The organism is uncultured Campylobacter sp., from assembly GCF_938045465.1.
In the GTDB taxonomy this organism is placed as follows: domain Bacteria; phylum Campylobacterota; class Campylobacteria; order Campylobacterales; family Campylobacteraceae; genus Campylobacter_B.
Genome location: NZ_CALIBF010000118.1, coordinates 1 through 23,096, shown reverse-complemented (window position 1 = coordinate 23,096; position 23,096 = coordinate 1). Strand labels below are relative to the sequence as shown.

Here is a 23,096-nt window from a genome sequence, read left to right as displayed (position 1 = left end):
GTAATCATCGCCGTAAAGATAAACGGCAGCGCGAAAACCGAGTGTTTAAAAACTATTAATTCGTTGATATCGGATAAAATTTCTTTAAATTTAGCCATTTCGTCCCTTATTTTGGGCACCATTGTATCAAAAAAAAGTAAGAATAGCTCTAAATTTGATATAATTTGAACGAAAAATTTACGAAAGGAAACGCCTTGAACCAGAATCAAAACTCGCACGCAAGCCCGCAGATCGCGATCATCGGCACCACCGCAAGCGGCAAAAGCGATCTTGCGCTAAGCATCGCGCGAAAGACCGGCGCTGTGATTTTGAGCCTCGATTCGCTCTGCATTTACCGGCAGATCGACATCGCAAGCGCCAAGCCAAGCGAGGAGCAGCTGCGAGAGATCAGGCACTTTGGCGTAAATTTAATCTACCCAAACGAATACTTCAGTGTCGGCGAGTTTATTAAAGAATACACAGCCGCGCGGGCTTTTGCAGGGCGTAGCAGCGTGCCTTTGATAATAACGGGCGGCAGCGGGTTTTATCTCAAAGCGATGCTAAACGGGCTGGCGCCGAAGGTTCCCGATTTTAAAAGCGAAATTTCAAACGATGAAATTTACGCCCTAGCGCAGCGGATCGATCCGGAATTTGCCGCAAAGCTTAGCGCGGCGGATAGCTTTCGGTTAAAAAAATGGCTAAGCATCTATAAATTTTGCGGCGAGGCGCCGAGTAAATTTCTGCGCAAAAACACCGCCCCGCCCGTCATTTCGGATATTAAAATTTTTGAGATCGACGCGCCTAAGCAGTGGCTTGCGCAGCGCATTGAAGCGCGCACGAAGGCGATGTTTGAGCGCGGGCTTTTGGAGGAAGCGGAGTTTTTATTCGCTCGCTACGACTCAGAGTGCAGGGCGCTAGGCTGCATCGGGCTAAAGGAGTGCGGGCAGCTTTTGCGCGGACAGATCTCGCGGGCGCAGTGCGAGCAGCTCGTGAGCCTGCACACGGTACAGCTTGCAAAGCGCCAGCGCACCTTCAACCGCTCGCAGTTTACGGATAAAATTTCGGCGCCGCCGCAAGAGCTGGAGCGTGAAATTTTAAAATTTCTTCGCCGCGAGATTTGAAATCGAAATTTATCAAAATTTGTGTGTTTGCTAGGAAACAATGGGGCAAGGAAGTGGAAATTTTAGATTTAAATTTACCGCGCCGGTCGTATCTTTAAAATTTTGCGGGGCGCGCCGAGGCCTTGCGTGACGCAGAATTTCGGTCAAATTTAATCGCCTTCGCAAATATCAAAGCTAAATTTATCGTTGTCAAGCCTACTGAAATTTTGATTTTCCGCGCCTGCGTTACGCTTGAAAATAAAGGCGTAGCCCTATTTCTCGAAGTGCTGCGAGCTGTTTTTTAACCCCAGGGCGCAAAGCTCGTAAGCGCCACTTTGCAAGCCAAGCTTGAGCGTGGAATTAAATTTTCGTATCTTGCCCGCAACGCCGCTTTGACACTCATAGCCTAGCTCGAGTTCGCCGCTTTTTAGCTTATCGAAACGATGCTGCAAAGCATCGAAGCTAGATAGGATCACGGAGTCGCTTTGCGGGGCGAAATACAGCCTATCGCGCTTGAAAGTTACTTCGTAGCCCGCAGGCGGCGCAAAATCCCCGTCTGTACAAACGAAGATCTCATAGCTGCGCACCGTAAGCGGGTAGAAGGGTAAAGCTTTAGCGCCCTTTACGGAGTCATAAAACAGCTGCTTGTGCGCGTCCCAGTAGCTTAGAAGCTTTTTTGCTATGCATTTTCGCTCCTTTAAAAACTCACTCAAATCGCGCACATCAAGCAGCACAAAACCGTAGCCGTCAGCACTTAGCTCGCCCAAAAACATATCTCTCCTTGTTGGCAAAGCGCGATGGGTTCAATTCGCGCTTAAAATTTTAGCTCAATACCCGCTTAAAAAGACGAAATTATTTACCGCGCCGGTTAGGAATTTTACCAAAAACGGCGCCAGCACGCATGCCACGCTAGCTAGCACGACGGCAAATTTTATCTGTACCGAGACCGCGCTCAGTGAGCCGTCAAGCCCCGCATCCTCCCGCGGCTCGTGCAAGAACATACGCACGATGAGGCGCAGATAATAATACAGTGCGAGCGCGCTATTTACCGCCATGATGACGGCGAGGGCGAAGTAGCCCGAATTGACCGCGGCGCTTAGCAGATACATCTTGCCCCAAAACACGCTAAACGGCGGAATGCCCGCAAGCGAGAGCATAAAGATCGCCGCACATAGCGCAAAGAGCGGATGGGTGCGGATCAGCCCGTCAAATTTCTCAAACGGATGCTCGAAGCGAGCCGCGAAATTGGAGCTTTGCTCGCAAATTTCGGCGCCTAGCTCGCAAGTTTCAGTGCCGAAAAGGCTCGCTTCCGCGCCAGGCTCGATCGCTTTCAAATTTGGCCCGCCTGCTTTAGAATTTTGCTCGGTCGTTTTAAAATTTTGCTCGGCGTAGGCTGAATCTTGCCCGTTTTCGCCTAAATTTAACTCGCCGGTAGAACCTAGCTCGCGATTTTGCGAAAAAGCGGGCTTTGGGTTTGAGATAGAGCTCTCGCCGTTTGCATTTAAATTTAAAGCGGGGCTTTGGGTTTTAAATTTTAAATTTAACGAGCGGGCGCGCCTTTGCCGCACGCACCAGATGAACGCAAACGCCCCTAGATTCGCCACGGCATATAGGATCCAGTAGGTGAAAAGTGCGGCGTTTGCCTGCGTCGAGCCGATCACGATCGCGCAGAGCACAAAGCCAGCGTGCGAAACGGAGCTGAAAGCCAGCATCCGTTTGACGTCGCGCTGAACGAGCGCCATAAGGTTCGCTAAGCTCATCGTAAGCACCGCAACGGCGTAGAGCACGATGTTTAGCCACTGTACGCCGATGCTTTGCAGCGCTTCAAACAGCCTAATCGCCACGACAAAGCCCGCGATCTTGGGCACGACGGACAAAAAGCCCGCCATAGCCGAGCTCGCACCCTCGTAAACGTCGGGCGTCCAGGTGTGAAACGGGATCAGCGAGAGCTTAAATCCTATCGAGACGATCATAAATGAGCAGGCGGCGAAAAGCAAGACGTTGGTTTGTAAATTTGAACTCTTGGCGATCTGCGCGATGTTTGAAATTTCCATAGAGCCGGTCGATAGAAAAAACATCGCCGCGCCGAATGCGAAAAAGCCCGATCCCAGCGCGCCCATTATGAAGTATTTTAGCGCCGCTTCGACCGATCTGGCGCGGTTGTGAAGCGCGATTAGCGTATAAAGCGCCAGCGAGCCCGTCTCAAGCCCAACGAGGATCATCATTAAGCTTTCGCTCGCAACCATAAACTCATAACCCACGAGCACGAATAGAAATAGCACGAAAAACTCCGCCGTGTGGTACTCGTGCGCGCTTCTTGCGCCCAAAGATAGAAATATGAAAAATATCGAGCCCGCGAGCATGATAAGCATCGATAGCGTCGCGATTCCGTCCACCAGCATCACGTCAAAAAGCCCGCGTATGCCGCTGTTGTATCCAAAAACAAGCCCGAAGCCCAGAGCTAGCGCCAATATCGTGATGACGGCGTAAAATTTATACGATAGCGTGCGCGCAAAAAGCGAAACCGCGAGCATCAGCAGGGCAAATCCTCCGAGTATCGCCATAGGCGCGATCGAGGCTAAATTTAAAAGATTATTTTGCATCGCTTCTTACCTTAAAATTTGCTTTTTCCATATAGGCGCGGGTCGCGGTTTGCGAGGCTTTATTAAACATCAACTCAAGGCTTTGCGTCACACTAGGCTCGATGCTCTTTAACATCAGATTCGGCGCGACGCCGAGCACCACCACCAGCACGCAGATCGGGACGATAGAGCAAAGCTCGGTTCTGTTTAGATCGCTTAGCTTTTCATTCTCCTCATGCACGAGTGCGCCGAAGAAGGTCTTTTTATAAAGATTCATCGAATAGATCGCGCCCATTATGATGCCGAGTCCGCCCGAAAGCGCATAGCTAAAGCTTATTTTAAAAATCCCCGCAAGGCTTAGGAATTCTCCCACGAAGCCGATCGTAAGCGGAAGGCCTATCGAGCCTAGCAGCACGACGCAAAAGCAAAACGCATAAAGCGGCATCACGCGCGCAAGCCCGCCGAATTCGCTAAAAAGCTTCGTATGCCTGCGGTCGTATAAAAAGCCTACGAGCATAAAAAGCCCGCCGCTTACGATACCGTGACTTATCATCAAAAATACCGCGCCGCTCATTCCTTCGCGGCTCATTGAAAAAATTCCTAGCATTATGACGCCCATATGCGCGATCGAGCTATACGCGATAACCTGTTTGATATCCTTCTGCGCAAAGGCGATGAAGCTTGCATAGATGATCATAACGATCGCTAGGGCGCACATCATCCCGCTAAAATGCACGCTCGCGTCGGGAAATAGCGGCAGCGAAAATCGCACAAAGCCGTAGGTACCCATCTTAAGAAGCACCGCGGCAAGCAGAACCGAGCCTATCGTAGGGGCCTGCCCGTGCGCGTACGGAAGCCAGGTATGAAAAGGAAAGCAAGGCGTCTTGATCGCAAAAGCGACCGAAAATGCCAAAAATAGAGGAATTTGCGTGCTAAGCGGCAGCGACAGGCTCTGCCAGTCTAGGATATTAAAGCTATACTCTCCCGTAGCCTCGTGGTATAAGTAGCTCATCGCTACGAGTCCAACGAGTAGAAACATCGAACCGAGGAAGGTGTAGATGAAAAATTTTACCGCGGCGTAAATTCTCTTGCCGCTGCCCCACGCGCCGATGATATAGAGCATCGGAATAAGCGAAAGTTCCCAAAAAATGTAAAACAAAATCGCATCCAGCGCCACGAAAACGCCCACCATCGTCATCTCTAAAAACAGAATGCAGATGATTAAATTTTTGGCGCGCTCTTTAATGCTTAGACTAAGCAGCGCCAAAAATGTAACCAGCGTGCTTAGGATCACTAAAAACAGCGAAATTCCGTCCACGCCGATGAAGTAGCTGATGCCGTATTCGCTTATGAAAGGGTGCAGCACGCTAAACGCGATGCCGTCCACCGGCTCGTAGAGTATCCACAAAACGAGCGAAAGCACGAACTCTATAAAGCTCATCGTAACGGCGTAGGTCTTAATGCTCGCTTCGTCGATCAAAAAGCCTAAAACCGCAGCTACCGCCGGAAAAAATATAACCAAACTTAAAAAGTATTCCATGCCCACCTCACAGCGCAAACGCCAAAATCAGCAAAATGAAAGATCCCAAAACCATCCACCTTAAATTTGCGCTCAAATCTCCGCTATTGCTTACGCGATCCGATCCTTCGCCGCCTTTTACCGCGATGCGAGCGATCAGATCGACACTGGCGTCTATGATCGCGCCGTCGCATTTAGCACAGATCTCGCTAAGCTTGGCGTATCCGCGCACGATCACGCGCTCGTAAATTTGCGGGATAAAATACTGCGCGATCAAAATTTTATAAAATTCGCAGTTCTTTAAATTTTGGCTAAATTTACCTTTGCCGTATGTCCAAATCGTGCCGATCGCTACCGCGCTTATCATCGCTAGCGTTATGGCGATCAAAATTACCTCCACGCCGTGCGGGATCGAAGCTTTAAAACCCGGCAGTATGCTAAGCACGAACTCAGCAAAATCGTGCTCGAAAAAGCCCGCGATCACCGCAGGCACGGCTAACACGCCCATCGCGATAAGGGCAAAGCCTTTCGCCTCGTGCGGATGGTGGGTAAATTTTTGCTTGCCGAAAAACACGAGCATTATCAGACGCACGCTGTAAAACGTCGTCATCGCAGCGCCCGCAAACAGCAGCGCCCAGATAAAATACGCGTCCGCGCTCCACGCCGCTTCTAAAATTTTATCTTTTGAAAAAAAGCCCGCGAACGGATAAAATCCGCAAAGCGCAAGCGAGCCTATGCACATTAAAATCGCCGTAGGTCGCATAAACTTATATAATCCGCCCATATTTTGGATATTTAGATCGTCTTTCATCGCGTGCATTACGTTGCCCGCGCCCAAAAATAGAAGTGCCTTGAAAAACGCATGCGTCGCCAGATGAAATAGCGCGATCCAATACGCCCCGAGCCCCGCGGCTACGAACATATAGCCAAGCTGCGAAAGCGTGGAGTAGGCGATGATCTTTTTAAGATCATTATGAACCAGCGCCATCGACGCCGCAAAGACCGCCACGAAAGCGCCCAAGCAGACGATAAAGCCGCTTACTTCGGGCGCGAGCGCGAAAATCGCGTTTGCGCGGATCACCAGATAAACGCCCGCCGTAACCATCGTCGCTGCATGAATGAGCGCAGACACGGGCGTTGGACCCGCCATCGCGTCTGCCAGCCAGGTATGGAATGGAAACTGCGCGCTTTTGCCCATTGCACCGATAAATAAAAGCGCTGCGATCATGGTTAAAATTTCAGGCTCCAAGCTCGCTGCGTTCGCAAACACCACCTCGTACCGCAACGAGCCGAAATTTAAATAGATCAGAAAAATTCCAAGCAACATTCCAAGGTCTGCGATGCGGTTCATTATGAAAGCTTCGTTGGCGCACCAGCTGTAATTGCTCCTATCATACCAAAAGCCTATTAGCAGCCACGAGCAGAGTCCGACCCCCTCCCAGCCGATGAAAAGCCCTAAAAAATTATCGCTCGTTACCAAAACCAGCATCGAAAAAACGAAAAGCCCCAGGAAGCTGAAAAATTTAGAGAAGTTTTCATCATCCCACATATAGTAGATCGAATACACGTGCACGACGCTGGATATGATGCCTACGACTACCATCATCACCGCACTTACGCTATCTATGAGAAAGCTAAATTTTGCGTCCAAAAATCCCGTGCTTATGAAATCGGCTAAATTTACGCTGATTAGGCGGTTATCAGAGACGAGCTCCATCAAAGCAAGCGACGCGATAGTGCTTAAAATCACCAGCGCCGAGCAGATTACGCCAATAAACATCTTGTCTTTGGCGCGAATGAAAACGCCTGCGAAGATCGCCGAGGCGAGCGGTGCGAAAAGGGCAATTAAAAGCCACACAAAAACGGTATCAAGCATCCGGTCCATCCTTGGAAGGATTTTTAAAATTTACGAAGCTGTCAAGTTCTATGCTGCCCGTTTTCTTATACCACAAGATGAGCAGCCCAAGCCCCACGGCCATCTCGCTCGCGGCGATCGCGACGATGAAAAGCGCAAAAATTTCGCCGTTTATATTGTCGTAAAATTTCGCCACGGCGACGAGGGCTAAATTTGCGGCGTTTAATAAAATTTCGCTCGAAAAAAAGAGCATTATCAAATTTCTTCGCTTCATCATACCCGCAAGCCCGAGCCCAAACATCATCGCAGCGACGATCAGATAGTCATTTAGACCCATTTTATCCCTCGCTCTCTTCGTAGCTCAGGCTCGCGTCCATCTGCTTATGCGCAAGCACGATAGCGCAGATCATCGCCACGAGCAGCATCACGGCGGCAAGCTCGAAAATCGCCAGATATTTCGTAAAAATAATCATCCCAAGCGCCTCGGTATCGTCGGTGTTTAAAATTTTAAGCGTTTCTACGTTGTTTGCGACCACCGCGCCGAGCACGATAATCACGAGCAAAAATGCGATCACACCGCTAAGTGCGAAAAATAGCCTTGCGCCCTTTTTCGGCTCACTTACGTTTTTATCCGCGCCCAAAAACATCAGCGCGAAGCCGTAAAGCACGATCACGGCGCCCGTGTAAACTATGATCTGCACTACGCCCAAAAACTCCGCATCCAGCAAGAAGAAAAATCCGCTCATAAATACCATGCCGCCGGCCAGCGCGCTAAGGGCGTAAAGAACGTTTTTGCTAAAAACGCTGATGCAAAAAAGCGCCAGGCAAACCGCGCTGAAAAAATAAAATGCAAGAGTTTGTATCATTGCTCCTCCTCCTGCGCGGAGCTTTGCGTAGAATTCTCAGCGTCCGCGGCGGAATTCTTTTTGGAATTTGCCTTAGATTTTTTACCTCGCGCGGCGGAACTCCCCGCGTCTTGCATGGCGGAATTTTCTTTAGAATTTTCCCCAGAATCGTCGTTCGTAGCAAGACCGCCTGTGGAATTCTCGACATGCGGCGCAACCGAATTATCTTTAAAATTTTTACTTTGAGCGGCGGAATCTTCGGCGCTCTGCGGAGCGAAATTTTCTTTAGAATTCTCCGCCAAATTTTTACTATCCGTAGCGGAATCTTCGGCGCTTTGAGAAGCGGGGTTTTCTTTGGAATTTCGCTGCGAATCAGGCGCGGAATTTTGAGCGTCCGTAACGGAATTTTCTTTAGAATTTTCGGCGTCCGCGGTGGAGCTTTCCTTTAAGCTTGCCCGCTCGATATTTTGCCGCTCGGCTAAAATTTCGCCGCTTAAGCCCGCGCCCTTTGAAAATAGAATTTTATCGTTAGCGGCGCTCTCTTTTTTAAAGCTTTCCACGGCGCTACTTTTTAAATTTGAATCCGCGCTCTTTAAGCTTGGCTCGTCGCTTGCGGCGTCGCTTTTTATATAGGCATTCGGCGTCATCTTGATCCGCTCGCCCGCGTTTTCATCCAGGCTGCCGTAGCCCGCAAACTCCTGTGCCGCGCCGTTTAAACATAAATTTTCGCCGCGGATCAAAAGATCCTCTTTAAAGCCGTAATACGCGCGCTGTTCGCTCGCAAGCTCGTACTCGCAGCCGTGCACGATAGCGATCTCGGGGCAGACGTCCGCGCAAAGCCCGCAATAGACGCAGCGCCCTAAATTTATCGAGTAGTTATCTACCTTTTTGCGGCCGTCGGCGCCGAGGCTGGTCTCCATCGCGATGCAGTTCGCTACGCAGATCTTCTCGCACAAGCCGCATCCGATGCAGCGCTCGCTGCCGCTTTCGAGCAGGCGCATAAGCTTGTGCACGCCGCGGTATCTAGGCGGCATGACAAATTTTTCCATAGGATACCGAAGCGTATGCGAGCCGCCGCGCTTAAACATATTTTTTAACACCACCCACAGCCCCACGAAAAGCTCGCCGTTAAAGGTGCGGGTTAGGAATCTACGAAGCTTATCGTCGCCTGAGTTAATAGGGGCTCGTTTATCGATCTGGGCGTATCTTGCCATCGCAATCCTCCTTAAACGATCGCTAGCGCGGTAATTAGCACGCAAGCAAGAGCTAACGGCATGCAGACTTTCCAGCAAAGCCCCATCAGCTGATCGGGGCGTAGATGCGGCCACGCCGCGCGCGCCCATAGGAAGCAGAAAAACACGAGGCTTGATTTTAACACCATCATAACGCCGCCGGGGATAAACCAAAACGCGTTGAATCCGCCCAAAAACAGCAGCGTCGTAACGACGGAGTAGGTTATGATATTGGCGTATTCGCCGATAAAAAACATACCCCAGCGCATTCCCGAATACGCCGTACCCGCGCCCGCTACGATCTCGGTTTCGTTTTCGGTAAGGCATAGCGGCGTGCGGTTGCACTCTACAAAGGCTGCGATGAGAAAGAGCGCAAAGCAGACGGGCTCTTTCCAGATAAACCACTTATCTATACCGCCGCTTTGCGCGCTTACGATGTCGATGAGAGATAGCGAGCCCGTGATCATCACGATAGGGATCAGGCTAAGGCCGTTTATCACCTCAAAGCAGGTGATCTGCAAAAACGCGCGAAACGCGCCTATCGTGCCCCATTTATTGTAGCTCGCAAGCCCTCCGATTAGCAATCCGTAAACGCAGGTGCCGCTAGCTCCGAGCAGGAATAAAATTCCCACATTTATATCGCTTAAAATCGGCTGGATGGTTCGCCCGCCGATCGTAAACTCCGGCAGCAGCGGCACTACCGAAAGCGCCACGAAAGCTCCCGTAGCCGAGATTATCGGCGCGATTTTGAAAAGAAGCTTATTCGCCCGCGCAGGGATCGCGTCCTCTTTTGTAAAAAGCTTTATCATATCCGCACCCACCTGCAAAAGTCCCGCAGGCCCGACCATAGAGGGCCCGATCCTGCGCTGCATAAAGGCAAGCACCTTGCGCTCGGCGTAGGTCGCAAGCCCCGAGAGCAGCGCGATGACGGCTAAAATCACGAGCGCCTTTAAGACGGTGGCTACGAAATAAAATGCACTATCGCTCATCTGCCCTCTCCTTTGGAATTTGAAATTTTCTCGATTTTTACGCCGGCGTAGCGCGAAGTTTTGAAAAATATCTCGCCGCGCAGTTTCTCATCAAAATACGGCAGATACGCCCCGCTAAAGCCCCTATCGATCTTTACGCTAGCGATGATTTCGCGCTTTAAGCTTACGAGCCCCTCTGCGCCGCTTTCGCTATTTTCGTTATCAGAGGTACCGACTTTGTGCGCGCCGCTAGTGCAATCCGCTTTTTTTGCACGACTAGCGCCGCTTTTATTATTAGCGGCACTCGTTTTGCCCGCATCGTCTGCTTGACAAATTTTAACGATGTCGCCCGCGCTCACGCCCAAGCTTTCGGCGATGCTAGGGCTTAGATACAGTGCGCCCGCTTCACCAAGCCCGCTGCTTGCGCCGCTAAATTTATTGAATTGATGCAGCGGATTCGCCTCATAAATTAAAATTTCGCCCTCGCCTGCTCTAAGCGGCGCGGAAGGCGAAATTTCAAACTCCTCCTCGCTAGCGGCAAACTCCTCATTTCGCAGCTCATATCCGCGGTGGTTTGCGCCGCCGTTGTCATAAAAATTTTCTAAATCGTCAAATTTAACCGGCTCAAAATCCGCGCCCAAGTTTGACGTATAGCTGATCGTGTGTTCCGCGCAAACTCCCAGCGCACAGGCGATGTCGTTTAGCTCGTATCCGCCGTAATCAAGCGCCGCATTCGTAGGCACTACGCGCTTGTCGTAGTTCGTAAACGTGCCCTCCTGCTGCACCAAGCTAGGTGCGTCCAGATCGGCTTCCAGCACGCCAAAGCTTATATCGCCCGCTTCGTTGTAGCCTAGCGTCTCGCCCGCGCTCATTTGCGCACTAAGCTCACAGATGAGCGCGACGCCAAGGCTGTTCGTGCGCGGCGGCACCAATAGCACCTTAAATGGCGTGTAGCGCTGCACCAAGCCTGCTAGACGCGCGAGCGTGGCGCTATTTGGCGTGCGGATAAAATCCTCGCCGATGATGAGCAAAAAACTCTCCTTTTTAGCCAAAAGCTCATCCACTTTCTGCTCGTCCAGCCCGAGCGTGCGGGCAAAATTTGAAATTTTACTTTCCGCAGGATTCTCGGAATTCTGCGCGGAATTTTTTGCGGAATTTTCAGCGCCATCTGCGCTTGCGGAATTTTCGGCACCGCTGGCACTCGCAACGTTCTCGGCACCATTTGTCTCCGCAGAATCCTCAGAATTTTGCGAATCCGCGGATTTCTCATCTAAATTTTGCTTCGCTGCGGCGCACGAAATTTCAAATTCCGCCGCGAGTTTCGCATCCAGCCACTCAGGCAGATCGCGCCCGAACTTTTGCAAGATCCAAAGCAGGATCTGCGCCTCCAACCCCGCGGCGTGCGGCTGATGGATGAAATTTTTGCTAAAACCTTTAATGCCCTCGTCGCAAAACGGATGAAAATAGATCCCGCTTGCCTTATTTAGCTTGCAGGCGCTGTTTACCGCATAGCCTAGATTTGGAGCGTCGCTGCGCAAAAACGTGCCGCAAACGACGATGAAATCGCTATTTTTAATGGTCTGCGAATCCGCATTATAAAATTTCGTGCCGCTAAATTTGGAAAATTCGCGCAGGAATTTTTGATAGGCAAGCGCTTCGTCGTTGATCAGAGCGAGTTTAAATTTTTGCCGCAAAAGCTCTAAAATCCGCGCTTCTTCATTGGTGATGAAACTATTAAATTTAATATTTTTGATCTCGCCGTCCTCGATGCCGCGCACGATACGGCTAAAAACCGCTTCGTTTTTGCTCGCCCGCTCGTTTGAGAAATCCCAGCCGAAGCGTGCTCCTGCATGTAGGACGCTAAAATTTATGTCGCTGCTAACGCGATAAATTTTTTCACGCGGCTCGCCTATGCCGCGGCGCTTGATCTCGTAATAAAGTAGCTCGCAATCGCTGCTGTGCGGATTGGAAGCGGGGATTTGGCGCAACTCCCAGGCGTTTGAAACGTATTTAAACGCGCTCTCTACCAGAGCCCCCGTCGGGCAGACCGCTGCGCTCTCGCCGTAGTTTACGCAATCATCATTTTCATTTACCCGCGCGATTAGGCTTTTTTGAAGTTTGTTCCATACGGCGTAGGCGTCTTTGGGCATTGCGTCCTTTTGCTCCTTACTCGGCGCGTCTCCGCCGCGCGGAACGAGCTTGAACGCATCTACGCCCAGGCGGTCTTTCGCGGCGGTGATACAGCGCTCGCAAACGATGCAAAGGCTAGGATCATAGCTCAAATAACCCCAATCCTGCACCTCGCGCGCCGTATCGCGGATAGCGTAGCTTTGAGCATTTGTGTGCATCAGATGGGCTAAATTTTGAAGCTCGCACTCGCCGCTTTGATCGCAAACCCCGCACGCCATCGGATGGTTAATACAATAAACCTGCGTGATCGCTTCGCGCTCGGCGTCGATCTCGGGGCTGCGGCTGTAAACGACCATGCCGTCCTTGGCCTTGGCGTTGCAGCTATAGACGCGCTTGCCGTCCGCTTCGACCATACAAAGCCTGCATGCGAGCGTCGGCGTACCGCCACTTAGATAACAAAGCGCAGGGATAAAAACGCCGCAGCGACGCGCGACCTGCAAGATGTACTCGCCCTCGTCGCACTCGCAAGCTTTACCGTCGATCGTGATCTTTGCCATTTTAAACCTTAGAAATTTCTGCGAGTTCGAAATTATAACCGCCAAAGCCCTGCCCGCCCGAGCCCAAAAGCGCAATCGTGCCCTTTAGCTCCTCATCCAAAATAAATTCTTTTTCCAAATTTAGGTGCGGCGTTTTGATGCGGACGCGATCGCCGTCCTTGATCTTTGCGACCATGCTAAAATACCTTCCGCCGATGAGTTTATCGTCCGCATCGTGTTTGAAAACCACGGCGCCGTCGAAATTCTCAGGCTCTTTAAGGGGGCTTAAATTTGCCCACTCTTGCGCGCCCAAATCCGCTCGCTCGCCGCGTAAGCTTAAAATTTTAACCCCGAACTTCGCCGCTATGAGAGATAGAAAGGCTTTGATATTTTCGGCGTCGGGATGAGTTTTAATAAGCGCATCGTCGATCAAAATCGCGTCGCAGCCGCTTTGCAAAAACTCCGCGATCTGCTCGATCTCCTCCTCGCCCACGCTGCTTTCGCCGCTTAGATACTCCAGATCCAGCTCCGCGAAATAGGGCTCGTCGCAAAAACTAGCGCAGATTAGCGCCAGCACGAAGCTTTGCGCGCCGATCTCGCATTTTATCAGCTCGCCCGGAAGATGCGCATCTTGCAGCGGCGATACGCTTAAAATTTCAGCGTCTTTAAGGCTAGCGGCGAGCGTCGGAGCCTGCAGGCTAAGTAGCGGCGCTAAATTTAAAATTTTCATACTCTCCCCTTTTTGGCGACGACCATCCAATCGACTTGGTTATAGCGGATCGAGCTTAAAAGCGTGGAATTTAGCCCCTCCACCAGATCTGCGCTTTTTTGAACCGCGCTGAAATCGCCCATCTCAAACATAAAGATCATCGTCTCGCCGTGAGCGGAATTTTTTAAAATTTCGCCCATACGGTTTAAAAATTTATCGCCCAGATGTCTCAAATCGTAGCGTTTCATCGATCCACCTCGCCTAAGATAATATTAGTGCTGCCGATGATCGCCGCGGCGTCGGCAAGATACTGCCCGGGTAAAATTTCCTCATAGACCGCGCAATGCCAAAAGCTCGGCGTGCGGATCTTAAGTCGGTACGGGCGGCTTTCGCCCATCGAGCGGATATAAAATCCAAGTTCGCCCTTAGGACTCTCGCTCGCGGCGTAAATTTCGCCCACGGGCGGGCGCAAACCCTGCGTAACCAGCACGAAATGCTGCATCAGCGAGTAGTTTTGCGTCATGATCTGCTCTTTGCTAGGATTTACGTAAGCGGGATCGATCGCTAAAATTTGCGGATCGCTTAGCGGATATTGTTTCGCACACTGGCGCAAAATTTTAAGGCTCTCGCGCATCTCTGCCATATAACACTTATAGCGCGCGTAGCAGTCGCCCTCGCTCGCATACGGCACGTCGAAATCAAGCTCGTCGTAGATGAGATAGGGCTCCTCTTTGCGGATATCCCAAGCATGCCCGCTAGCGCGCAGCGTTACTCCGCTACAGCCGCAGCTAAGAGCCACTTCGTGCGAGATCACACCCACCCCTTCGGTTCGCATTAGCCAAATTCTATTCGTATCGAGCATATCTTCAAATTCTTTAATATCGCTCGGGAATTCGTCGCAAAATTTTAGCATCTCTTCTAGCCAGCCGTTAGGTAGATCCAAAAATACGCCGCCGATTTTGATATTATTGTGCGTAAGGCGCGCGCCGCAGTATTTTTCTATGAGATCAAGTATGTATTCGCGCGAGCGAAAACAGTAGAGAAATACCGTCATCGCACCGATATCAAGCGCGTGCGTCCCCAAAAACAGAAGGTGCGAGCTGATGCGATTAAGCTCCAGCAAGATCGTGCGGATGATCTGTGCGCGGCGCGGCACTTCGATGCCGCAGAGCTTCTCGACCGCGGCGCAAAAGCCGTAGTTGTTCGAACCCGATGCGATGTAATCGATGCGGTCTGTTACAGGGACGAATTCCGCGTAGATCATATTTTCGGCCATCTTTTCGATGCCTCGGTGCATATAGCCTACGCCCGGGCGCGCACGCACGATGCGCTCGCCGTCAAGCTCCAGCACTAGCTTTAGCTGGCCGTGCGCGCTTGGATGCTGCGGACCGAAATTTAAGATCATATTCGCGCCCTCGCGCTCGTACTCGATGTTTTCGAAAAACGGTCTTAGCTTGCTTCGATTTTGCATTATTTTCTCTTTGTGATGATCTTGTAAATTCCGCGTTTAGCGCGTTTTACGAAGCGCACGCCGCCCTCTTCTTGATATTCTTGTAAAATTTTCTCTTGCGGCCGCGGCTCGCCATAACCGCTCTCGTGATAGAGCCGCGCGAAGTTAAAGGTATCTTTTTCATCCACGAATGCGGAATTTCGGTTCTCCTCGCCGATCCGTTCGCGCGCGTCAGATCCAAAAATTTTATCCACCTCGTACCACTTGGCAAACTCGTCTCCTTGCAGCGGATAGGACTTCAAAAGCGGATGTCCTAGCCAATCATCGGGCATTATTAGGCGCGCTAAATTTGGATGATTTTCAATCCAAACGCCCATCATATCGTATAGCTCGCGCTCCGCCCAGTTCGCGCTTTTGTAGATGCCCGCAGCGCTTTGCAAAAAGCTCTCGTTCGGCACGAAGCACTTTAGCCGCGCGCGGCGCGCTCTTTTGATATCCAAAAGCTGATAAAAAACCTCGATGCCGCCGCGAGCCTCGGTAAAATCCACACCGCTTAGCTCACATAAAATTTCATATCCCGCGCCTTTAAGCGCACGCAGCGCCGCTAAATTTTGCGCAGGCTCCACATAGAGTACGAGAGTGTTAAATTCCACGTACGAGTTTAAAATTTGGACGCCTTCAAGCGCGTCCAGATCGTCTTTGAAATCGCTCTCGTTTGCACTGGATTTAGGCGTTTCCTCGGGAATGAAAAATCTATCTTTGTAGTAATTTTTTTTACCCTGATCGCCTTTGGGATTAAATTTTCTCATCAGATCAGCCTTTTTGCTTTCTGCGCGCGGCGCGGAGTTTGGGTGCGGATCTTTTTTTGCAGCACCATCATCGCAAACTGCAACGTCTCGGGGCGCGGCGCGCATCCGGGCAGATAAATATCCACGGGCACTATGCGGTCGCAGCCCTGCACCGTAGCGTAGGTATTAAACATCCCCCCGGTATTGGCGCAGCTGCCCATGCTTATGACCCATTTGGGCTCGGGCATCGCGTCGTATAGGCGGCGCGTAAACTCGGCGTGCTTTTTGCTAAGCGTGCCTGCGATTATCATCACATCTGATTGCTTAGCGCTTGCGCGAAATATCGTGCCGAAGCGGTCAAAGTCAAATCTGCCCGCGCCCGCCGCCATCATCTCGATCGCGCAGCACGCAAGCCCGTACGTCATCGCCCACAAAGAGTTACTTCTGCCCCACGCAATCAGCTTATCGACGGTGGTAAGAACTACTGGAAGCCCGTTTTCGCGCGCGTAGTTTATCTTATGCTCTGCCAATTTAGCGCTCCTTTTTTCCAGGCGTAGATGAAACCGATGCCTAACAATACGATGAAAAACGCCATCTCCACGAGCCCGAACACGCCTAAAATTTTAAAATTTACCGCCCACGGAAACATAAAGATAATCTCGACGTCAAAAAGTATGAAAAGCACGGCTATCAAAAAAAAGTGGGAGTTCATTCGGTTAGGCTGTTTGACGGCCTCGGGACCGCTTTCGTAAATTTCGCCCTTTAGCCGCTCGTCGCGCCTATCTGCTAAACGCGAGCCTACCAAAGAGGATAGTTTAACGATGAGCGAAAAGACGCAAAAAGCTAGGATTAGCATTACGAATATTCCGAAATACGGGCTTTGCAGCGGAATTCTAGACATTTTTCGCCTCGGTTTTAAAATTTAATGTGGATTGTAACGAAGTATTGATTTAATAAAGCTTAGCGCGCGCCACTAAATTCGCTTTTAAAATTAAAATTTATATACCTCGCCCGTGCGATTTAGTGGGGATTAAGGCGCGTGTGGTAAAATTTCGCGGATTTTAAGGGAGAGCTATGAAATCTAGCAAGATAAGTCTCATTTTCTACGGCATATTCTGCGGCGTAACAATCTATTTTCTTATCTGGGGATTCGGTTTTATAGGAAACGGCGATAAAATGCTATTTTTGGTTTCGGTATTTTTGGGCATCTTTATGGCCTTTAATATCGGCGGAAACGACGTGGCGAATTCCTTCGGCACCAGCGTCGGAAGCGGCACTCTTAGCATCGCGCAAGCCCTTTGTATCGCGGCGGTATTTGAAGCAAGCGGCGCGGTAATCGCAGGCGGCGAAGTAACCTCGACGATCCGTAGTGGCATAATCGATCTTAGCAAAATGGACGTGCATCCTAGAGACTTTATCTACGTAATGATGAGCGCGCTTTTTGCGGCGGGGGCATGGTTGCTTTTTGCCAGCAGAAAGGGTTTGCCCGTATCCACTACTCATGCGATCATCGGCGGTATCGTGGGCTCGGGACTTACGCTAGGCGCCCTGCTTAATACCGCAGAGACTTCCGCATTGTGGCTCGTGCAGTGGGATAAGATCGGAAAAATAGCGATCTCTTGGGTACTCTCGCCGATTTTGGGCGGAGTGATCTCCTTTGGAATTTTCTGGCTCATCAAACATTATATTTTGGATTACAACCGCTACGCTCAAATAAAGATCGACCGCATAAAGCGCGAAAAAAAATCTCTCCGTAAGCTTCACAAAAAGACCTTCGAGACTCTGGACGACATTCAAAAGATCGCCTATGCAGAGGCGCTAAATCACGATATTTACGCGATGCGCGATCCCGATTTTGATCCAAGCGAGCTGGATAGCGAGTATTATAAAAAGGTGATCGAGCTTGACGCGAAAAAAGAGAAGCTAAAATCTCACAAAGCCCTAGAGTACGGGATCCCTGCCGTAGCGGGTATCGGCGCCTTCGTGATCTCGGCGATGCTGATATTTAAGGGGCTGCATAATCTAAATTTCGGGCTTACGAATTTTTACAACTACCTCATCATCGGTATGTCGACGCTGATTACCTGGCTTTTGATGTTTATTTTCGCTAAAACCCTGCGCCGCTCAAATTTAAACAAATCTGCGTTTTTGATGTTTAGCTGGCTGCAGGTGCTCACCGCTAGCGGCTTTGCGTTTTCGCATGGCAGCAACGACATCGCAAACGCCGTGGGTCCGTTCGCCGCCATCATCGATACGATGGCTACGAATAGTATCAATCCCTCCACTCCCGTGCCGCAGCAGATTATGATAATGTTCGCAGTAGCCCTCATAGCGGGGCTTTGGTTCATCGGCAAAGAAGTAATCGCCACCGTAGGCACCAATCTTACGAAAATCCACCCAGCCTCGGGCTTTAGCGCCGAGCTCGCAAGCGCCGTCGTCGTCATGGCGGCATCGGTGCTGGGGCTTCCGATCTCCTCGACTCACGTGCTAATCGGCGCGATTTTAGGAATCGGCTTAGTAAATCACAGCACGAACTGGTCGCTGATGAAGCCGATCGGGCTAGCGTGGATCATCACCCTGCCCGTCTCGGCGCTGCTTTCGGCGTTTGCATTCGTGCTTTTGCGCCACGTATTTTAGGCTAAATTTAAAAATCCGCTCTCTAAAATTTTAAAATTTCGCAAAATTCTACGCAGGCTAAATTTTAAAATTTCACGGCGCCGAAGCGAGCAAATTTTGCAGCTCATATTGCGGCGCATCACCGCATAAAACTCGCTTCCAGCGGCACGGATTCCGCCCGCACGCCCTGTAAAATTTAATAAAATTTTAGTTACAATCGCGCTTTTAAATTTAGGAAAGCTATGAGTAAATTTGAAATTTTTAGATCCACCCTCGCCGTGATGATGGGCTACGTGCCGCTGGGGCTGGCGTTTGGTATCTACGGCATCAGCCAAGACCTGCCCGTATGGGCACTGGCGCTAACCTCACTGCTGATCTACGCAGGCAGCGTGGAATTCGTGCTGATCGCCTTCATCGTAACCCACGCCTCGCTCGTAGATACCTTCGTCGTGGCGTTTTTGCTAAATTTTCGCCATTTTTTCTATACGATGTCGCTGCTGGACGAGCTACGCTTCGTGCGTCATAAAATTTACGCCGTATATGCCCTTACGGATGAAACCTTTGCGCTGCTAAAAGCGCGCGCGTTTTTGCGTCCCGAGGAGCTTAGCGGCGAGCGACCCGTAACGCCACAAAGATTAAAAGAGCTTGATCTGCTCTATAATCTAACCGCTGTTTTAAATCAATGCTACTGGGTTGCGGGCGTCGTTGCAGGGGCTGTTTTGGGAGCAAGCTTGAAGCTTGATTTTAGCGGAGTAGAGTTTAGCCTGACGGCGCTTTTTGCGATGCTAACCTATGAGGTTTTCAAAGCAAATCCGCAGTACAAAGTGCTATTTCTGGGCTTTGGCTGCGCGTTTGTGGGGCTTTTTATCTTTCCTGCAAAATACTTTTTATTCGGCACTCTGATTTTTGGCACTGCGGTATTGCTGCTCTTTCGTAAATACTTCGAGCGACCTTCGTACGCGGGACGCAGGCTGCGAAAATTCTTAAAAAGGAGCAGGTAGTGGAAATTTTGCCCTATATCTTTCTGGCCTCGCTCGCTACGATTTTGACGCGATTTTTGCCGCTGCTGCTTTTTAAGAAAAAGACCGCGAGTCCAAGCTTATCGTATCTGCAGAAAAACTCGGGCCTTTTGATAATGGTCGTTTTGACGATCTACGCGCTTAATACGATGCTGCCTAGCTTTTCGGGCGAGCGGGCTTTTAGCACGGACGTGCTGCAAACGGCGGCGCTGCTATTTTGCCTAATTATGGCGTTTGTCGTGCATGCTAAATTTCGCAATTCGCTCGTTACAATAGCGCTTCCTACGCTAATATATATGGCGGCACTGCGCTTTTTATTAAATTATTGATAAATTTATAAGTTAGTTTTCGATAAACTTCAAAAATTAGTTTTTAAGTTTAAAAAAGGTTAAAGTTTTATGAATTTTATCAGTCAAATGGTGCATAGCTTCGCCAAAAAATATGCCGCCGACACCATGCAAAAATCCCTCTACAACTCCCTCAGGATCGACATCACGCAGGAAAATATCGCTAAAATTCCAAACCCCGATAAAAAATATATGCTCTACATGCACGTGCCCTTCTGCCACACGTTTTGTCCGTACTGCTCCTTTCACAAATACGCCTACGAGCGCGGCGCGTGCAAGGCGTATTTCGGCGCGCTACGCGTAGAGATGCAGCGCACGAAAGACGCGGGCTACGACTTTGAGACGCTTTACGTCGGTGGCGGCACGACGCTTATAGACGAGGATGAGCTGGCGCGCACGCTGGAGCTTGCCAAGTCGCTTTTTAGCATCAAAGAGGTTTCGTGTGAGAGCGATCCCAACCACATCGAGCCTGAGAGCTTGCTGCGATTTCGCGGGCTAATAGACCGCCTAAGCGTGGGGGTTCAGAGCTTTGATGACGATATTTTACGCAAAGCTTCGCGCTACGACAAATTCGGCTCGGGCGAAATTTTGCAAGAAAAGCTATCCCGTGCAGTCGGAATTTTACCGATTTTAAGCCTGGATCTGATCTTTAACTTTCCGTTTCAAACGCGCGAAATTTTACTTCGCGACATCGAAGCGGCAAAGGCGGTGAAACCCGAACAGATCACGCTGTATCCGCTGATGAAATCGCCTTTAATGCGCGATCAAATAGCGCGGAGCCTCGGCGTTAGCAACATAGACCGCGAGGAGGAGTTTTACTCCATCATCTGCAAGGAATTTTCTAGCTGGCACCGCAGCAACGCATGGGCTTTCGCTCGCGAAAAATCAAACATCAACGACGAGTATGTAGGCACAAACCACGAATACGTGGGCATCGGAAGCGGCGCGTTTAGCTTTTTAGGCGGCAGGCTGCTCGTAAATGCGTTCAACCTCGAAGAATACGCAAGCAGGGTGCGCAAAAACGAAAGCACCGTCATCGCCACTTGCGATTTTAGCAGATCCGAGCGCGCGAAATACCTCTTTTTGACCGAGCTTTTTAACGGCGAGATCGATATCGCTAAATTTAACGCCGCAAACGATCTAAATTTGCGTCGCGAACTGGGCAGAGAGCTTAGCCTGCTAAGGCTTGCAGGAGCCGTGCGGATCGAGGGCGAGATCATCCGCACGACGGAATTCGGCGCGTATTTGTGCCTTGTTTTGATGAAGGAATTTTACACCGGCATGGACAAGGTGCGCGCGGCGTTTCGCGACGATGCCAAGATTAAGCGCGCTAGACAGCTCATTATCATGGACGAAAGCGAATCCGCAGCAGCTAGCGCGGCAAAAAGCGAGATAGCGTCGTAAATTTTGCGCCCGACCGCCGCTACTAGCGCTTAGGCGCATCCGCGACTTGAGCGCAAATACCGTCTGGCATTTAAAACACAAACGAATTTTTGATTTCAAAATTTAGGAAACGCCGCAATGAAACGCAGAATAATCAAGCTATTCATTTTATTTCTGTTTTTTGTCCTTGTATTTGAGCTCGTCGGCAATCTTTTTAACTTCGGCCGCTTCCCGTTTCATAAAAGCTGCGAGGCGTTTATGATGATAAACCGATATGATAGCGGTCGTCCAAACGATGAGTGTATAATGCAACTTATGGATGAAAATCGAACGGCCGATCTTTTCTTATATTACTTTAAAACCAAATATAATCACGAGGAGCCATTGTCAGAGCTGGACGAAAAAGCTATAAAATTTTTAAATATTCCGAACTCGAAGATAATCACCGTAAATAAAGATGGCTTGGAAAAGAAATTTTTAATACGCGATTAAAATTTAGCGAAAGCATTATGAAAGAGCTATATAAAATTTATCTGAAAGATAGTAAAAAGAGCTTCGTAGCTACCGGAAATACTACTCATTACGACGGCAATAAAATTTTGCCGCAGCCGTTTGCTTTAAGCATCGTTCAATACGACGGCGATAGCGGATTTTATCTGTTCTATCTCGACGAATCGGGAAAAGAGCAAACCGATACCTATCATGAAAGCATAGAGGGTGCGTTTAAGCAGGCTGAATTTGAATTCGGCGTAAAGAAAGAGGATTGGAAAAATTTAAATTAAGCAAGACAAATAAAGGAGCTTAAATGATCGAAGTCGAGATAAAAAACGAATCTTGCAAAAAGACCGAAGTTACGCTTGCAAATATCGAAATTGTTAAGGATGCCGTAAAGGAATTCGCCTATAAAAGCTTTAAGGGCAGCTATCTGTTTTTTGATATTTACGGCGAGATAGACAGGGATTTTCGCATGCTTGGAGCAATCGGCGAAGGAGATGAAAACAATATCCGAAAAATAGATCTTAAAAAATATGAAAAAAGCTCCGTAGGCGCCACCAACATATCGCAAGATATACAGGGCGCGAAATTCTGCACCTACTTCAAGCTGGATCAAAGTGAAATTTTAAAGCAAATATTATATTATATAGCCTATGAAAGATTTGAAGGCGGCTATTACGCAAAGGGTAAATTTATAGGCAAAAATAGAGGCGATCTTATTTTATCGGCATCTGCGGCGATGTAAAAAATTGCGCCGAAATAAAGAGCGTCGATTTAGATGAAATAATAAAAAGTATGCCTAAACTCTCGGAATCAAATAATTTTTATATTAACGAGTTTATATGAGATCAACCAAACGGATCGATGAGGTAAATTCTATCGGCAACCGATTAAATTTAAAAAGGAGATACTATGAAATTTAAAATTTTAAAACCGAATGAACTATACGGCTGGGTTTTTAACAAAGATGAAGAACTTTATAAGGCTTTAGGATTTGATTGCTGGATGGATTCGTTTGTTCGCATATTAGCTAAAATTCCGGGTACCAGGAAAAAAGATATTTTGGATTACCTTGAATATGAAATCTTTGATTGGTACGAATGGTTTGAACTATATGGGATTATCCAAAGCGACTATAAGCTAGCAGACGAAGATAATCCTGAAATTTCAGCCTATCCGACATACGCGGGAGAATACTTCGGAGTAATGGGTCAACTATTTTTAGGGGGTATGATAGACTTCGGCATAGAGCGCGGAAATTTAAGAAAGAAATGGGCTGACTTCGATACGAATTTATCCAAGATCGATCTGGGTATGTCGCTTTATGAGAAGTGGATCTATTTTAGAGATAATTTCTTTTTTGGATATAAATTTTTAGAGGAGGACAAAATAACTCCCCAAGCAGAGATAACTTGGAAAGACCCTAACACATGGAGCAGATTTAGCCACTGGATGTGTATGACTAAGGCGGGCAAAGAGTATCGTGATAAAATTTTAAAGCCGAAGCTTTATGAAAAGTATAAGGATGTGGTTATAGAGGTGT

24 protein-coding genes and 1 pseudogene are annotated in these 23,096 nt (G+C 49.3%); 9 read left to right on the top strand and 16 right to left on the bottom strand.

Annotated features, from left to right (window positions below; genetic code table 11):
* Nucleotides 1–98 (bottom strand): annotated as a pseudogene (gene ubiA, locus Q0413_RS05605) (4-hydroxybenzoate octaprenyltransferase); the annotation flags it as partial.
* Between the two features lie 96 nt (nt 99–194).
* On the opposite strand from ubiA, the gene miaA reads away from it, so the two are divergent.
* Nucleotides 195–1,100 carry a tRNA (adenosine(37)-N6)-dimethylallyltransferase MiaA gene (gene miaA / locus Q0413_RS05600; protein ID WP_298988005.1) on the top strand — a complete coding sequence of 302 codons (906 nt, stop codon included), beginning with the start codon at nt 195–197 and terminating at the stop codon, nt 1,098–1,100.
* A 251-nt stretch (nt 1,101–1,351) separates the two neighbouring features.
* Here miaA and Q0413_RS05595 read toward each other — a convergent pair whose 3' ends face one another.
* From Q0413_RS05595 to Q0413_RS05525, 15 genes are read right to left on the bottom strand one after another with little or no spacing between them, the layout of a single operon-like run.
* Nucleotides 1,352–1,852 carry a hypothetical protein gene (locus Q0413_RS05595; protein WP_298988003.1) on the bottom strand — a complete coding sequence of 167 codons (501 nt, stop codon included), beginning with the start codon at nt 1,850–1,852 and terminating at the stop codon, nt 1,352–1,354.
* 54 nt (nt 1,853–1,906) lie between these two features.
* Nucleotides 1,907–3,682 carry an NADH-quinone oxidoreductase subunit N gene (locus Q0413_RS05590; protein WP_298988001.1) on the bottom strand — a complete coding sequence of 592 codons (1,776 nt, stop codon included), beginning with the start codon at nt 3,680–3,682 and terminating at the stop codon, nt 1,907–1,909.
* Nucleotides 3,672–5,201 carry an NADH-quinone oxidoreductase subunit M gene (locus Q0413_RS05585; RefSeq protein WP_298987999.1) on the bottom strand — a complete coding sequence of 510 codons (1,530 nt, stop codon included), beginning with the start codon at nt 5,199–5,201 and terminating at the stop codon, nt 3,672–3,674. Before Q0413_RS05585 ends, Q0413_RS05590 begins: the two co-directional genes overlap by 11 nt.
* A 7-nt stretch (nt 5,202–5,208) precedes the next feature.
* A complete protein-coding gene (nuoL, locus tag Q0413_RS05580) occupies nt 5,209–7,056 on the bottom strand; it encodes an NADH-quinone oxidoreductase subunit L (RefSeq protein ID WP_298987997.1) in 1,848 nt (615 codons plus the stop codon).
* Complete coding sequence (nuoK, locus tag Q0413_RS05575; RefSeq protein ID WP_297948138.1) at nt 7,049–7,372, bottom strand: NADH-quinone oxidoreductase subunit NuoK; 324 nt, start codon at nt 7,370–7,372, stop codon at nt 7,049–7,051. Before nuoK ends, nuoL begins: the two co-directional genes overlap by 8 nt.
* Before the next feature lies 1 nt (nt 7,373).
* Nucleotides 7,374–7,901: an NADH-quinone oxidoreductase subunit J gene (locus Q0413_RS05570; protein ID WP_297945223.1), complete on the bottom strand. Its 528-nt coding sequence runs from the start codon at nt 7,899–7,901 to the stop codon at nt 7,374–7,376.
* Nucleotides 7,898–9,094 carry an NADH-quinone oxidoreductase subunit NuoI gene (gene nuoI / locus Q0413_RS11245; protein ID WP_366939655.1) on the bottom strand — a complete coding sequence of 399 codons (1,197 nt, stop codon included), beginning with the start codon at nt 9,092–9,094 and terminating at the stop codon, nt 7,898–7,900. Before nuoI ends, Q0413_RS05570 begins: the two co-directional genes overlap by 4 nt.
* 11 nt (nt 9,095–9,105) lie before the next feature.
* The gene (nuoH, locus tag Q0413_RS05560) at nt 9,106–10,101 is read right to left on the bottom strand and encodes an NADH-quinone oxidoreductase subunit NuoH (protein WP_297881368.1); all 996 of its coding nucleotides are present in this window, start codon (nt 10,099–10,101) and stop codon (nt 9,106–9,108) included.
* The gene (locus tag Q0413_RS05555; RefSeq protein ID WP_298987995.1) at nt 10,098–12,767 is read right to left on the bottom strand and encodes an NADH-quinone oxidoreductase subunit G; all 2,670 of its coding nucleotides are present in this window, start codon (nt 12,765–12,767) and stop codon (nt 10,098–10,100) included. Before Q0413_RS05555 ends, nuoH begins: the two co-directional genes overlap by 4 nt.
* A gap of 1 nt (nt 12,768) precedes the next feature.
* Entirely contained in the window at nt 12,769–13,476 is a 708-nt protein-coding gene (locus tag Q0413_RS05550) for a hypothetical protein (protein ID WP_298987994.1), read from the bottom strand.
* Entirely contained in the window at nt 13,473–13,703 is a 231-nt protein-coding gene (locus Q0413_RS05545) for an NADH-ubiquinone oxidoreductase subunit E family protein (protein ID WP_298987993.1), read from the bottom strand. Before Q0413_RS05545 ends, Q0413_RS05550 begins: the two co-directional genes overlap by 4 nt.
* Entirely contained in the window at nt 13,700–14,926 is a 1,227-nt protein-coding gene (nuoD, locus tag Q0413_RS05540; protein ID WP_298987990.1) for an NADH dehydrogenase (quinone) subunit D, read from the bottom strand. The genes Q0413_RS05545 and nuoD overlap by 4 nt, the downstream gene beginning before the upstream one ends.
* Complete coding sequence (locus tag Q0413_RS05535) at nt 14,926–15,714, bottom strand: NADH-quinone oxidoreductase subunit C (RefSeq protein ID WP_298987988.1); 789 nt, start codon at nt 15,712–15,714, stop codon at nt 14,926–14,928. The genes nuoD and Q0413_RS05535 overlap by 1 nt, the downstream gene beginning before the upstream one ends.
* Nucleotides 15,714–16,223 (bottom strand): NADH-quinone oxidoreductase subunit B family protein, encoded by a 510-nt coding sequence (locus Q0413_RS05530; RefSeq protein WP_005869772.1) that lies wholly within the window; start codon nt 16,221–16,223, stop codon nt 15,714–15,716. Before Q0413_RS05530 ends, Q0413_RS05535 begins: the two co-directional genes overlap by 1 nt.
* Nucleotides 16,205–16,594, bottom strand: coding sequence for an NAD(P)H-quinone oxidoreductase subunit 3 (locus tag Q0413_RS05525; protein WP_005869774.1), 390 nt, complete (start codon nt 16,592–16,594; stop codon nt 16,205–16,207). The genes Q0413_RS05530 and Q0413_RS05525 overlap by 19 nt, the downstream gene beginning before the upstream one ends.
* 173 nt (nt 16,595–16,767) lie before the next feature.
* On the opposite strand from Q0413_RS05525, the gene Q0413_RS05520 reads away from it, so the two are divergent.
* The 8 genes from Q0413_RS05520 to Q0413_RS05485 all read left to right on the top strand — a co-directional run.
* Complete coding sequence (locus Q0413_RS05520; RefSeq protein ID WP_298987986.1) at nt 16,768–18,330, top strand: inorganic phosphate transporter; 1,563 nt, start codon at nt 16,768–16,770, stop codon at nt 18,328–18,330.
* A gap of 221 nt (nt 18,331–18,551) precedes the next feature.
* Nucleotides 18,552–19,310, top strand: a complete 759-nt coding sequence (locus Q0413_RS05515; protein WP_298987984.1) for an AzlC family ABC transporter permease — start codon at nt 18,552–18,554, stop codon at nt 19,308–19,310.
* Entirely contained in the window at nt 19,310–19,657 is a 348-nt protein-coding gene (locus Q0413_RS05510) for an AzlD domain-containing protein (protein ID WP_298987983.1), read from the top strand. Before Q0413_RS05515 ends, Q0413_RS05510 begins: the two co-directional genes overlap by 1 nt.
* 69 nt (nt 19,658–19,726) lie before the next feature.
* Nucleotides 19,727–21,079 (top strand): coproporphyrinogen III oxidase family protein, encoded by a 1,353-nt coding sequence (locus tag Q0413_RS05505; protein WP_298987982.1) that lies wholly within the window; start codon nt 19,727–19,729, stop codon nt 21,077–21,079.
* A 117-nt stretch (nt 21,080–21,196) separates the two neighbouring features.
* Nucleotides 21,197–21,550, top strand: a complete 354-nt coding sequence (locus tag Q0413_RS05500; protein ID WP_298987981.1) for a hypothetical protein — start codon at nt 21,197–21,199, stop codon at nt 21,548–21,550.
* 17 nt (nt 21,551–21,567) lie between these two features.
* Nucleotides 21,568–21,840 (top strand): hypothetical protein, encoded by a 273-nt coding sequence (locus Q0413_RS05495; protein WP_298987979.1) that lies wholly within the window; start codon nt 21,568–21,570, stop codon nt 21,838–21,840.
* A gap of 23 nt (nt 21,841–21,863) precedes the next feature.
* Nucleotides 21,864–22,298 carry a hypothetical protein gene (locus Q0413_RS05490; RefSeq protein WP_298987978.1) on the top strand — a complete coding sequence of 145 codons (435 nt, stop codon included), beginning with the start codon at nt 21,864–21,866 and terminating at the stop codon, nt 22,296–22,298.
* Between the two features lie 167 nt (nt 22,299–22,465).
* Nucleotides 22,466–23,096, top strand: a 631-nt coding sequence (locus tag Q0413_RS05485) for a hypothetical protein (protein WP_298987977.1), incomplete at its 3' end; no start/stop codon positions are given.